Source organism: Streptomyces sp. NPDC048484, from assembly GCF_040651415.1.
In the GTDB taxonomy this organism is placed as follows: domain Bacteria; phylum Actinomycetota; class Actinomycetes; order Streptomycetales; family Streptomycetaceae; genus Streptomyces.
This window is the reverse complement of sequence record NZ_JBEZJY010000062.1, coordinates 1-13,674: the sequence shown is the minus strand read 5'-3', so window position 1 is coordinate 13,674 and position 13,674 is coordinate 1. Positions and strand designations below refer to the sequence as shown.

At 71.3% G+C, this 13,674-nt stretch carries 7 protein-coding genes and 1 pseudogene; 6 read left to right on the top strand and 2 right to left on the bottom strand.

Annotation, left to right across the window (positions count from 1 at the left end; all coding sequences use genetic code 11):
* Positions 1 to 20 precede the first annotated feature (20 nt).
* Entirely contained in the window at positions 21 to 440 is a 420-nt protein-coding gene (locus tag AB0D14_RS39455) for a PPOX class F420-dependent oxidoreductase (RefSeq protein ID WP_362788638.1), read from the bottom strand.
* 451 nt (positions 441 to 891) lie between these two features.
* Here AB0D14_RS39455 and AB0D14_RS39450 point away from each other — a divergent pair, with 451 nt between their 5' ends.
* The 3 genes from AB0D14_RS39450 (at position 892) to AB0D14_RS39440 (ending at position 10,407) form a co-directional block, all read left to right on the top strand.
* A complete protein-coding gene (locus AB0D14_RS39450) occupies positions 892 to 3,501 on the top strand; it encodes a beta-L-arabinofuranosidase domain-containing protein (protein ID WP_362788635.1) in 2,610 nt (869 codons plus the stop codon).
* A gap of 117 nt (positions 3,502 to 3,618) precedes the next feature.
* Complete coding sequence (locus AB0D14_RS39445) at positions 3,619 to 7,026, top strand: glycosylhydrolase-like jelly roll fold domain-containing protein (RefSeq protein ID WP_362788632.1); 3,408 nt, start codon at positions 3,619 to 3,621, stop codon at positions 7,024 to 7,026.
* A gap of 99 nt (positions 7,027 to 7,125) precedes the next feature.
* Positions 7,126 to 10,407, top strand: a complete 3,282-nt coding sequence (locus AB0D14_RS39440) for a family 78 glycoside hydrolase catalytic domain (protein WP_362788629.1) — start codon at positions 7,126 to 7,128, stop codon at positions 10,405 to 10,407.
* Positions 10,408 to 10,412: 5 nt separating this feature from the next.
* On the opposite strand, the pseudogene AB0D14_RS39435 reads toward AB0D14_RS39440, so the two are convergent.
* Positions 10,413 to 10,658, bottom strand: a pseudogene (locus tag AB0D14_RS39435) (zinc-binding dehydrogenase); the annotation flags it as partial.
* Between the two features lie 208 nt (positions 10,659 to 10,866).
* Here AB0D14_RS39435 and AB0D14_RS39430 point away from each other — a divergent pair.
* The 3 genes from AB0D14_RS39430 (at position 10,867) to AB0D14_RS39420 (ending at position 13,408) form a co-directional block, all read left to right on the top strand.
* The gene (locus AB0D14_RS39430; RefSeq protein WP_362788626.1) at positions 10,867 to 11,772 is read left to right on the top strand and encodes an NADP-dependent oxidoreductase; all 906 of its coding nucleotides are present in this window, start codon (positions 10,867 to 10,869) and stop codon (positions 11,770 to 11,772) included.
* An 83-nt stretch (positions 11,773 to 11,855) separates the two neighbouring features.
* Positions 11,856 to 12,917, top strand: a complete 1,062-nt coding sequence (locus AB0D14_RS39425) for an alkene reductase (protein WP_362788623.1) — start codon at positions 11,856 to 11,858, stop codon at positions 12,915 to 12,917.
* 11 nt (positions 12,918 to 12,928) lie between these two features.
* Positions 12,929 to 13,408 (top strand): MarR family winged helix-turn-helix transcriptional regulator, encoded by a 480-nt coding sequence (locus AB0D14_RS39420; RefSeq protein ID WP_362788620.1) that lies wholly within the window; start codon positions 12,929 to 12,931, stop codon positions 13,406 to 13,408.
* Positions 13,409 to 13,674 lie beyond the last annotated feature (266 nt).

Genomic DNA, 13,674 nt, shown 5'->3' with positions numbered 1-13,674 from the left:
GTGTACGTGAATGCCTGCGCCTAGCCCGACTGGTCGCTGTCCTTCAGCGCGCCCCAGCCGTGCCACCGGTCGACCTCGATCCAGGCGCTGACCCGGGGACGGACCCGGTCCGGATAGGGCTCGCCGGTGTAGTGCCGGGAGATGCGGTCGATGTCGACCAGGCCCTCGTCGTCCTTCATCTCGGCGACCTCGCCCAGAATGGTGACATGGGTGTACCAGTCGTCCCCGTCCAGGACGGTCAGCGTCACCCGCGGGTCGCGGCGCAGGTGCTTCAGCCGTACCCGCCCCAGGTCCATGCTGATCAGCACCCGGCCGTCCTCCCACACGTACCAGGTGGGCGTGGACACGGGCGCACCGTCGGAACGCACAGTGGCGACGACGGCCGCGTTGGGGCGGCTCAGCAGTTCGACGGCCTCGGGCGGAAGAGGCGGCTTGGACATGGGAGCTCCTCGATGTCGGCGGACCAGGGGGGGGCAGTGCCGTCGGCGGGTGCCCGGGACACGACGACGTACGCCTCCTGGGACGGGACGTGATCGTCGGATCCCCGCCAGTGCATCTTTGCGCCCCGTGCCGGCCGCCGCCACTCGGCGGTGTCCTCGGTGGCGTGCTCGACGGCAGGCACAGAGCACATCGGTCCGCACATCGGTCCGCCCATGGGTTCGCCGATGAACCGGTCAGGGACACAGTGGCACTCTTGATCACTTTGAACGATTCAAATCCCCTCTGTGTGCGGCCTCTTGACGCCTTCAATGTGCACGCTTACCGTCTCCCGCGGACGATATAAAACGATTCAAGTTTGTCGGAACTCCGGTCCGTCGCCGCCGCGCGCCACCCCCGCGTGCATGGCCGCGTCCGGGGGTACTCCACCCTGCCCGGAAGGAGCACGGCGCCTTGCCCGCACCGCGTGACACGCCTGTCCCGTCCCGCCGTCAGATCCTGGCCGTAGCGTCCACGGCGGCCGCCGCCTCACTGGCCCCGCAGGAGGCCGTCGCAAGGGAGGCCGGGCCGCCGTCGGCCGCCGCCGCGACGGCCGGACCGCGGTCAGCCCTCACCGCCTTCCGGATGGCCGATGTCCGGCTGCTGGAGAGCCCCTTCCTCGCCAACATGCGGCGCACCTGTGCGTATCTGCTCTTCGTCGACACCGACAGGCTGCTGCACACCTTCCGCCTGAACGTGGGACTGCCCTCCTCCGCCGAACCCTGCGGCGGCTGGGAGGCGCCGGGCATCCAACTGCGCGGCCACACCACCGGACATCTGCTCAGCGCACTGGCCCAGGCGTACGCCAACACCGGCGACGACGCCTACGCGGCCAAGGCCCGTTCACTCGTGTCGGCACTGGCCGAGTGCCAGCGCGCGGCCCCGGCGGCCGGCTACCACCACGGTTATCTGTCCGCGTTCCCCGAGTCCGTCTTCGACCAGCTGGAGGCCGGCGGCAAGCCGTGGGCCCCGTACTACACCCTCCACAAGATCATGGCGGGGCTGCTCGACCAGTACGAACTCGGCGGCGACAAGCAGGCGTTGGACGTGCTGCTGGACATGGCGGCCTGGGTGGACGCCCGCACCGCACCGCTCTCCCGCGAGCGGATGCAGACGCTGCTGAAGGTGGAATTCGGCGGTATGAACGACGTGCTCGCCCGCCTCCGTCTGGTGACGGGCGACGAGGTGCATCTGCGGACCGCCCGGCGCTTCGACCACGAGGAGTTGTACGCCCCGCTGGCCGCCGGCCGGGACGAACTCGCGGGCCGCCACGCCAACACCGAGATCGCCAAGGTGGTGGGAGCGGTACCGAGTTACGAGGCCACGGGGGAGAGGCGCTACCTCGACATCGCCGACCACTTCTGGACGACGGTCGTACGGGACCACTCGTACGCCATCGGCGGCAACTCCAACCAGGAACTGTTCGGCCCGCCGGGCGAGATCGTGAGCCGGCTCTCCGAAGTGACCTGCGAGAACTGCAACAGCTACAACATGCTCAAGCTCGGCCGTCAGCTGTTCCTGCACCGCCCTTCCCACGCCGCGTATATGGATCACTACGAGTGGACGCTCTACAATCAGCTGCTCGGCGAGCAGGATCCCGACTCCGAGCACGGATTCGTCACGTACTACACCGGACTGTGGGCGGGTTCGGAGCGGCAGCCCAAGGGTGGCCTCGGTGCGGCTCCCGGAAGTTACAGCGGGGACTACGGCAACTTCTCCTGCGATCACGGCTCCGGCCTGGAGACGCACACCAAGTTCGCCGACAGCATCTACTTCCGCGCGCGCGGCACCCGCAGTACACGCGGTCCTTCGTTGTACGTCAATTTGTTCATCCCCTCCGAACTGCGCTGGCGGGAAACAGGTGTGACCATCCGTCAGGAGACCCGGTATCCGACGACCGACCGTACCCGCCTCACTGTCACCGGGGGAGACGCCCGCTTCACTCTGAGGATGCGGGTCCCCGCCTGGGTGGCGGACACCGGGGGCGCGGCCCGGCTCGAGCTCAACGGCCGGCACCTCCCGGCCCGGCTGAAGCCGGGCACGTACGCCGCGCTGGAACGGCACTGGCGCTCGGGCGAGACCGTGGAACTCGTGCTGCCCCGACGGCCCGTCTGGCAGGCAGCACCTGACAACCCGCAGGTGAAGTCACTCTCGTACGGGCCTCTGGTCCTCGCCGGAGAGTACGGAGACACTCCGCTCGCCACCTTGCCCACGATCCGGCCGGAGAGCCTGCGTCAGGGGTCCGGTGATACCACGGCGTTCAGCGTGCTCGCCGACGACCGCCGCGTGCCACTGCGGCCGTTCCACGAAGTGCACCACCAGCGCTACAACGTCTACTGGGCAGTGGAGCCACGTCCCGCACGCGAACGGGACATCGCCCGCTACCCCTTCGACGAGGGGAACGGCACCTCGGCGGCGGACCGCACCGGCACCTTCGCCGATGCCACTCTCGCGGGAGGCGCCACCTGGGCCGAAGCCGAAGCCGAAGCCGAAGCCGAAGCCGAAGCCGACGGTGTGCGGTGCGTGTCCCTGGACGGACAGGGCGGCCATATCGCCCTCCCCGCCGGACTGCCGAGCGGACTCGACGAACTGACCGTCAGTGTCCGGGTCCGCGTGGACACCCTGGTCGCGTCCGCCCGCGTCTTCGACCTGGGATTTCACAAGGAGACCTATCTGTTCCTGGCGGCGACGACCGGTGCCCGGCGGGCCCGCGTCGCCCTGAAGATCGCCGGCATGGAGGCCGAGGACGTCATCGACGCCACCGGCCCGCTCCCCGTGGGCCTGTGGGTCCATGTGGCACTGACCCTCGGCGGCGGCACCGGTGTCCTCTACCTCGACGGCGTCGAGGCCGGCCGCAACGACACCATGGTGGCGAGCCCGCTGCTCCTCGGCGCGAGCACCCGCAACTACCTGGGCCGCTCGCAGAACACCACCCACCCGTACCTGCACGGCGCGGTCCGTGACTTCCGCCTGCACAACCGGGCCCTGAGCGCGTCCGAGGCGGCGCGCCTGACGGCCGGCTGACCCGCTGCTTCCGGTGCTCTGTCCAGCACCGGCTCCCTCTGTCCGTACACCGCTCCGTTGTACACCGTTCCGTCCAGCGGGCGCCCCGGCGCCCGTCGTTCACGCAGGAGTTCATCCATGTCTCACGACGACCTGTCCCGACGCCGCTTCGTGGCCGCTGCCGGTGCCGCGGGCACAGTGCTCGCGGTCGGCCTGCCCGACGCCGCCCACGCGGCGGGAGAAGCGGCCACGCATACGAGCGGCACGGCCACGAGCGGCGAACGCGCCTTCTCGGCACGGCACTTCGCCGACCCCCGAAGGGACAGCAGACCGACCGTCTACTGGTACTGGAACGGGCCCGTCACCCCCGAACTCGTCGACCGGCAGATGGCGGATCTGCGGGACAAAGGCATGTACGAGGTGGTGCTCTTCCCGTTCGACAACGCCGAGATGCAGCCGGTGTTCTTCACCGAGGAGTGGTTCGACATCGTCGGACACGTGCTGCGCACCGCGGAACGCACCGGTATGCGGGTGTGGCTGTTCAACGACGACCACTTCCCCAGCGGGCGCGCGGGGGAGTACGTCATCAAGGGCGGCACGGTCGGCTCCCGCACCTACGAGCCACGGCCCGACCTGCGCCTGAAGGCACTGTGGCGCTCGACCACCATGGTGGAGGGCCCCGCCACCGTCGACCTGCGCCGCAGCAGCGGGGTGGGCGTGGACGCCGGACACCTGGTCGCCGACGCGGCCGTGCTCGGCGGCGCCGCCGTGCTCCGAGGCGGCGACGGGTGGACGAACTACACCGTCACCGGCAGTGCCAAGGCCGAACACACGGCGGCCGGCCTCGTCGTCCGGGCCTCCGCCGACGGACTCGACGGGTACGCCGTCACCTTCGACCAGACCGGAGTCGTCACCGTCCTGCGACTGGCGCGTGGCGCCGACCCCGTCGAACTGCTGCGCAGCGCCCGCACCGACGGCTTCAACAAGACCAAGTTCCACACGGTGGCCGTCACCGTCCGCGCGGCCACGCTGTCCGTCACCCTCGACGGCAAGGACAAGGGCACCCTCGACGACGACCGGTACGCGACCGGCGGGGCGGGCGTACGGGCCGTGGCCGACCAGCGTTCCCTGTGGGACAGCCTCACCGTCCAGGGAGCCGACGGCACCTCGCTCCACACCACCTCCTTCGACGACCCGGCCGACGCGGGGAACTTCCCCGAGCGCGCCCGCCTCGGCGCCGAAGCCACGGCCGTCGCCGCCGCGGCCCGCCCGGTGGGTACCACGGACGCCACCGAAGTCGTCGACCTGACCGCCCGGCTGGGCGGCGGACACACCTGGCAGGTCCCGGCGGGCCGTTGGCAGCTCGACCTGTTCGGCGGAGCCCCGCTGATCGACGACACCCAGGGCTACAGCCGCAGTTACGTCGACCTGCTCGACGACGAGCCCGTGGAACTGTTCCTCGACATCGTCCCGGGCGAGTACCACCGCCGCTTCCGCCGCTACTTCGGCACGGTGATGCCCGGCTTCTGGGACGACGAGCCGTTCTTCGCCTCCGCCGAGGCGCACTTCAAGCGCCTGCCCTGGTCACCCACGCTCGACAAGGCGCTGCGCGCGGTGGACGTCGAGCCCGGCGTCGCCTACGCCTGCGCCTTCGACGACCTCGGCCGCGACGGCAGGATCGCCCGCGGCCGCTACTGGCAGGCCGTGTCCAACCGCTTCGCCCGTTACTTCCAGAAGCAGGCCCGCTGGTACGAGCAGCGCGACGTCGCCCTGATCACCAACCCGCTCTACGATGAGACGTCCCCGGCCAAGCGCATCCCCTCCACCGGAGACCTGCACAAGGTCAACCAGTGGGCGCACGTGCCCGGCGGCGACATCATCACCGCCGAGTACGTGGCCGGCCAGCAGACCATGATCCCCCGTAACCCCGTGTCCGTCGCGCACCAGATGGGCCGGGAGCGGGCCCTGTTGGAGATGTTCGGCAACATGGGCTGGCAGGTCACGCCCGGGTTCGTCCACACGACGGTCGGCGCGCAGGCAGCCCGGGGCGTCAACCTGACGGTGCTGCACGCCCTGTGGACCGACGAGGTCCGCGTCTACTTCCCGCCGCCGTTCGGCCCGCGCGCCCCCTGGTGGTGGGCCATGCGGCCGCTCGCCGAGTGGATCGGCCGGGTGATGGAGGCCGGGCGCGGCACGTCCGGCGCCCGTACCGCCGTGCTGCAGCCGCAGCGCGCCGCCGAGCAGTGGACCGGCACCGACCGGCAGGGCGAGGTCGACGGCGCCCTCGCCGACGCCGCCTACGCGCTGGAGCGGGCCCAGGTCGACTTCGACCTCGTCCACGAGGGAGCCCTCAGCGGCGACCCCGACCTGCTGGCCCGCGCCGAGGTCCGCGGCGGCCGGCTGGCCGTGGGCGCGGCCCGCTACGACCTGGTGGTGGTGCCCGCGACGCCCACCCTGGACGTGACCTCCGTGCGCGTCCTCGCGGAGTTCGCCCGCGCCGGCGGCACCGTCGTGGCCGTCGGCACCCTCGCCGCCGAGGAGGCGGACCACAAGGACCGGACCCTCACGCGGGCCCTGACCGACCTGTTCGGCGAGCGGGTACCCGGCCGCCGAACCGTCGGCCGGGGGCATGCCGTGCGCGTCGCCGACCCGACGGGCCTGCGGGCCGCGACCCACGAGGCCGGGGTGGCCGCCGCCGTGCTGGAGACCCCCCAGGACACCGTACGGGCCCTGCGGGTCCACCGCGGCGAGGACACCGCCTTCCTCATCAACAACGAGGGCGGCGAGCGCCTCGAAACCTCCGTCACCCTCCCGGCCACCGGCGTTCCCGAGCTCTGGGACCCCGCGACGGGCAGCACCGGCACCGCTCCCGTGCACCGGAGCGCCAAGAACGGCGTCCAGCTGCCCCTGGTCCTGGAGCCGTACCAGACCCGCATCGTCGTCGTGCGCCACGACGGGCGAGCCGTCCCGCACCTGACGGCCTCACCGCTGCCCGTCCTCGCGATCGAGCGGCACGGCCGGAGCCTGCGTGCGACGGTGGAGGCCTCGGCCGCCGGCAGCCACCGGTTCACCGGCACCGACGGCACCCACACGTACCGCGGTACGGCCCGCACCGACGACCCGCTCGAACCGGTCACCGTGGACGGCGACTGGACCCTCACCCTGGACCGCGACGGGTCCACACCGATCACCGGGCCCCTGGGCAGCTGGACCGAGCACGACCGCCTCTTCTCCGGCAGCGGCACCTACACCAGGGACCTCGACATCGAGCGCGCGCTGCTCGACGGGCGCCGAGTGCTGCTCGACCTCGGCGACGTCCGTGACGTGGCGGCCGTCACCGTCAACGGCACCGAACTCCCGCCGCTGCTCTGGGCGCCGTGGGTCGTCGACATCACCCGCCTGGTCGGGGCGGGGCGCAACTCCCTCGCCGTCCGCGTCGCCAACACGCTCTCCAACGAGCGGAACAAGCCGCTGCCGTCCGGCCTGCTCGGACCGGTGACCCTGCGCTTCCGACAGCACCTCACCGTCGACCTCACCCGCGCCTGACCACCCTGCCGTCCTTTCCCCGCCCCGCCCCGTCCCTCCCGCAGGCGCTTCCTGCTCCGAACACCCTTCCCGTCCCGTACAGCACTTCATGGAGCCCTCATGCTCAGACCCCGCCCGCGACCGCGTCCTCGCAGCAGACACCGGCGGCCCGTGTCCGTACTCCTCGCCGGGCTGACCGCGTTCGTGACGGTGCTGGCCGGCGCCGTCACCGCCGACGCCACCACCGCTGCCGCCACCGGCACCATCACCCCGGAACGGCTGCGCACCCAGCACCTGACCCAGGCCCTGGGCATCGACGACACCACGCCCGACCTCAGCTGGGAGACCGACGCCCGCGCCACGAACACCCGCCAGAGCGCCTACCGCGTCCAGGCGGCCGGCTCCCCGGAGCTGCTGCGCCGCGGCCGGCCCGACCTGTGGGACTCGGGCAAGGTCCGCTCGACGGTGCCGCAGACCACGTACGCGGGCAAGAAGCTCGGCTCCCGCAGCCGCGTGTACTGGCGGGTCATGCTCTGGTCGTCACACGGTCCGCGTGACTCGGGCTGGAGCGACACCGCCGTCTTCGAGACCGGCCTGACCCGGCAGTCGGACTGGAACGCCGACTGGATCACGCACCCGGACTGGCGGCTGAGCGAGCGCACCGCCGAACCCGTCGTCGTCAAGGTCCCCCGCACCACGGCCCGTTACGTCCGGCTGGACGTCACCGAGCTGGGCCTGCCCCTGGAGGAGGCCTTCCCCGGCCGCACCTGGCGCGTCCAGCTCGGTGAGATCGACGTCCGTGACTCCGCGACCTCCACCGACGGTCTCGCCCGCGGCGCCGCGGTGACGGCCTCGGAGACCAACACGCTGCGCAAGACCTGGGAACCGGCCCTGGCCGTCGACGGTCTGCCCAACAGCGCCCTGCAGACCGCCGCCGGATACGCGAGCGCCGCGCACACCGGTGCCGACGTTTCCGGGACACCCGTGGTCCTGACCCTCGACCTCAAGACGGCGAAGACCTTCGACCAGGTGGCGCTGTATCCGCGCGCCGACGTCCTCACCGCGGACGGCCGCGTCCCCAACTTCCCGGTGGACTACGCCCTGTCAAGCGGCGACAGCGCGACCGGCCCGTTCAGCACGCTCGCCCGTGTCGACGGGCAGCAGCCCCCCGAGCCCTACCTGCCGGCCGGACTGCCCCTGCTCACCGACGACTTCAAGCTCCCCGCGAAGGTGCGCGGCGCCCGCCTGTACATCGGGGGACTCGGCATCTACGACGCCACCCTCAACGGCGAACCGGTGGGCGACGCCGTGCTGGAGCCCGCCAACACCGACTACGCGGAACGCGTCCAGTACGCCACCTACGACGTCACCGACCGCCTGCGGACCGGTGCCAACACCATCGGCGTCGCCCTCGGCAACGGCATGTCGAACGTCGTCAGCACCGCCGACCGTTACCGCAAGCTGTACGGCAACCTGAGCGACCCCAAGCTGATCGCCCGCCTTGAAGTGACCCTGGCCGACGGCAGCGTCCGTACCATCACCAGCGGCGACGACTGGCGCACCACGCTGGGACCCACCACCTCCTCCAACTGGTACGGCGGCGAGGACTACGACGCCCGCCGCGAGATCGCCCACTGGGACGACCCGAGCGGCGACCGCAGCCGATGGGACAAGGCCGTCGCGGTGGCCGGCACCGCACAGGACCCGGCCGAACTCAGCGCCCGCGAGACCGAACCCATCAGGGCCGTCGAGACCCTCAAGGGCAAGGAGGTCGAAGGCGCGGCGAACAGCCGGGTCTTCGACCTGGGCCGCAACATCGCCGGCTGGCCGGAGATCACCGTCAGCGCGCCCGCGGGTACGGCCATCCGCGGCTACCCGGCCGAAAGCCTCAAGGACGGCCACGCGTTCCAGTCCATCAGCAACGTGGGCGGACCCCTCTGGGACAGCTACACCACCCGCGGCGCCCGCACCGAGACCTGGCACCCGCGCTTCAGCTACCACGGCTTCCGCTACCTGGAACTCAGGGGCGTACCCGACGGGGCGACGGTGACCGTACGCGGCAAGGTGCTGCGCACCGACAACACCTCGGCGGGCGACTTCAGCAGCTCCGACCCGCTTGTCAACGACATCCACTCGCTGATCCGGCGGTCCATCGAGGGCAACATGATGAGCGTCCTCACCGACTGCCCCAGCCGGGAGAAACTGGGCTGGCTGGAGCAGAACCAGCTGGTCTTCCCGGCGCTCGCAGGCAACTACGACATGCGCTCCTACCTGCGCAAGATCGTGCGCGACATGGCCGACGCGCAGACCACGGACGGGCTGATCCCCAGCACCGTGCCCGAGTACACCAGCCTGCCCGGCGCCTACCGCAACGACTCCAACTGGGGCGGCGCGTTCGTCCTCGTCCCCTGGCAGCTCTACACCACCTACGGGGACCGGGACACGATGGCCACGTACTACCCGGGCATGCGGCAGTACGCCGACTTCCTCGCCACGCAGGTGTCGGGCGGCATTCTCGACTACGGCCTTGGTGACTGGTTCACTCCGGACCGCACCTTCCCGCGGGCGGTCGCCGGCACCTACGGCTACTGGCGCGTCGTCGACGCCCTCAGCCGGACCGCCGCCGTCCTCGGCGACCAGGACGCGGCCGACACCTACCGGGCCAGGGCCGACGCGAGTGCGAAGGCACTGGCCGCGAAGTACTACGACTCCGCCACCGGGACCTTCGGCGGGGGAGGCCAGGGCGCCGAGGCACTCGCCCTCGACATGGGCGCGTATCCGGCGGGGGAGAAGGACCGTCTGTTCGGTCACTTCACCACCGCGGTCAAGGACGCCGGACACCACCTGACGCTCGGCGAGATCTCCCTGCCGGCCGCCTTCCGTGTCCTGTCCGTCAACGGTCGCGACGACATCGTCCACGAGATCGCCACGCAGACGACCAGCCCGAGCTACGGGTACCAGGTGCGCGCCGGCAACACCACGCTCGGCGAGTCCTGGGACGGCGGACCCGGCCAGTCGCAGAACCACTTCATGCTCGGCGCCATCGACTCCTGGTTCACCACCCGGGTCGCGGGCATCGGACAGACCTCCGACTCGGTCGGCTACGCCGAACTGCTCATCGACCCCGCCGTCGAGGGCGACCTGACCTCGGCGTCCGGCTCGTACCGCACTCCGTTCGGAGTCACACGGACCGAGTGGAAGCGCAACGGCGGGCGGTTCCGCCTCACCGTCGATGTGCCCGCGGGCAGTACGGCCGAGGTACACGTCCCCTTCTTCTCCGGAGACGGCGTCTCCGGACGGGCCGAGGCACCCACCGGAGCACGCCTGGTGCGCGACGGAGAGAACGAGGCAGTCTACGAAGTCGGCTCGGGCCGCTGGAGGTTCCGCTCCGTCACCTCGTAGCGCGTCGTCACCAGGTGACCGCTCGGGCGGCGCACTTCTAGTGACCGCTCGGCGGTGTCGCCGCCGAGCGTGTCGGGCACGAGGCCGATGTCGCGGACGGCCTCGGTGAAGTCGACCGTCGCGTAGTCGATCACCTCGTCTGCGCCGAACCCCTCCACGGTTTTCCGCTTGCTCCCGCCGGCGGTCGCGATCACGTGCGCGCCGAGCGCTTTCGCGATCGGGATCGCGACGTGGCCGACCCCGCCACCACCGGGACCGCACCGGGAGCAGCGGTCCGATCCGCACCCACAAGTTGTCCGTCACCGCCTTTGAAACACCTTCATCGGCCATGCAGTGGTCGGCGCCCAGAAGCGAGCCGAGGTGGACCGCCTTCGCGAATACTTGGCTAGCCACACGATTGCTGGTACCTTCATTACGTGGCCAGCCACACTTCTGGTGGCCGAAGGGAATGGAGTCACCATGAAAGCAATCGTTTTCGACCGGTTCGGCGGCCCGGACGTGCTGCACGAGGCAGACATCGAGGTGCCGCAGCCCGGCCCCGGCCAGGTCCGGGTCCGCGTGAAGGCCGCCGGGCTGAACGCGCTGGACGGCAAGATCCGCTCCGGGATACTGGAGGCCGTCCGCCCGACGACCCTCCCCGCCGTCCCCGGTGGCGAGCTCGCCGGCGTGGTCGACGCCCTGGGTGAGGGCGTGAGCGACGTGCAGGTCGGTGATGAGGTACTGGGCTGGTCGGACACCGGCTCGTACGCCCAGTACGCGCTGGCCACCACCGTGGCCCCCAAGCCCGCCGGCCTCGACTGGCAGCATGCGGTCGCACTGCCGGTGGCCGGCGAGACGGCCGAGCGGGTCCTGAACCAGCTGAGGGTCGCCGCCGGGGACATCGTGCTGATGCACGGCGCGTCCGGAGCCGTCGGCACTGTGGCGGTCCAGCTCGCCACGGCCCGCGGAGCACGCGTGATCGCCACCGCGGGCCCCTCCAACCAGGACTACCTCACCTCGCTCGGCGTCACCGCGACCGTGTACGGCGAGGGCCTGGTCGAGCGCGTGCAGGCGCTGGCCCCCGACGGCGTGGACGCGGTGTTCGACCTGGCCGGGAAGGGCGCCCTGGAGGACTCCATCGCCCTGCGGGGCGGCACCGACCGCATCGTCACCATCGCCGACTTCGGTGCACGGCAGCTGGGCATCACCTTCTCCCAGGGGCCCCAGGAACGCTCGACCGCCCGCCTGGCCGCCCTGGCCCAGGACGCGGCGGCCGGCAAGCTCGTCACCACCGTCACCGCCTACCCGCTCGACCAGGCCGCCACGGCCCAGCAGGTCAGCGACGCCGGGCACGTGCGGGGCAAGCTCGTCCTGACCGTCGGCTGAGCACCCCCGCCCACCGCATCCCCACGACCACCCCCTGCCTTTTCGGTGACCGGCCGGTCACCGCCCTATCGAAGGACCCCCTCATGCTGGATTCCCTGTGGACGCCGACCACTCTTGGCGGCATATCTCTGCCGCACCGCCTGGTCATGGCCCCCATGACCCGTGACCGCTCCACACCTGAAGGCGTACCGACCGAGCTGAACGCCGAGTACTACGCCCAGCGGGCCTCGCACGCGCTCGTCATCACCGAGGGAACCCAGCCCTCCGCCGACGGCCAGGGCTACCTCCTGACGCCAGGCATCCACAACGACGAGCAGATCGCCGGGTGGCGCAAGGTCACCGACGCCGTGCACGCGGCCGACGGCCGGATCGTCATCCAGCTGATGCACACCGGACGCATCGCCCACCCCGACAACACCCCCCACGGGCGCCGGCCGGTCGCCCCGTCGGCGATCCGGCCGCAGGGCGCGATGTTCACCGCGTCCGGGCCCCAGGAGATGCCGACACCCCGTGCTCTGTCGACGCAGGAGGTCGCGGCGACCGTCGACGACTTCCGCCGCGCGGCAGCGGCCGCCGTCGCGGCAGGCGCCGACGGCGTGGAGATCCACGGCGCCAACGGCTACCTGGTGCACCAGTTCCTGTCCGACAACACCAATCAGCGCACCGATGGCTACGGCGGCTCGATCGAGGGCCGCATCCGCTTCGCCGTCGAGGTCGCCGCCGCGGTGGCCGACGAGATCGGCGCCGAGCGCACCGGCATCCGTATCTCCCCCGGCAACCCCTACAACGACATCGCCGAGTCCGACACCGCCGAGCTGTATCCGGCGCTCCTGGACGCCCTGCGCCCCCTGGGCCTGGCCTACCTCCACGTGATGCACGTCGGCGACGAGGAGCTGCTGGGCACCCTGCGCGCGATGTGGCCGACCACGCTGATCCTCAACCGGGGCGGCACCGACCTGCCCGCCCGCGCCAAGGACATCGACAACGGCACGGCCGACCTCGTCTCCGTCGGCGCCCTCGCGCTCGCCAACCCGGACCTGGTCGAGCGGCTGCGCACCGGCGCGCCGCTGAACACCCCCGACCCGGCGACCTTCTACGGCGGCGGAGAGGCCGGCTACACCGACTACCCCACCCACACCGTCTGAGGAGCCGGATCATGCCCACCCCCGAACCCCGCATCCCCACAGCGGCCGGCGCAGGACCGATGAGCTACGCGATCTTCCAACTCGCCCGCGCCCACCGCGCCTACGCCGCCGCCCTGCTCCGCGAGATGGACCTGCATCCCGGACAGGAACTGCTGCTGATGCACCTTCTCGACCGGGACGGCCAGACCCAGTCCGAGCTGCTCGACAGCGTCGGCCTGGACCACTCCACCGTCTCCAAGGCGCTACGCCGCATGCAGGACGCCGGCCTGGTCATCCGCGAGCCGGCCGCACATGACCGGCGTGTCATGGTGGTCCATCTCACCGACAAGGGCCGGGCCATGCGCGAACCCATTGCGGCCCTGTGGCAGGCCCTGGAGGAGACCTCCGCCCGGAATCTGTCGGAGCAGCAGGCGCAGTCCTTCGTCGAGACCGCGTACGCCGTCACCGAGGCGATCAACAGCCGCCCGCTGCCGCAGGAAGAGTCCTCGTGACTCCCTGGTGGGCACCCCACGCGGACCGGGGTGCCCACCGTCCCGCATGCGGGCGCGACCACCGCCAGGTCGCCCGCGCACACCGAGCCCCTCGCTGATGACCTGACGGAAAGTGAGACCCTCATGCCTGCCACCGACTCAACAGCCCTCCCGGTCCTCGTCGTCGGGGGGGCCGGGGGCCCGGGGGGGCGGGGGGCCCCGCGCCACAAGAAAAACCCGGGCCCAACCCCCCCCCAAACACCCCCACCCCCCCCCCCCCCCACCCC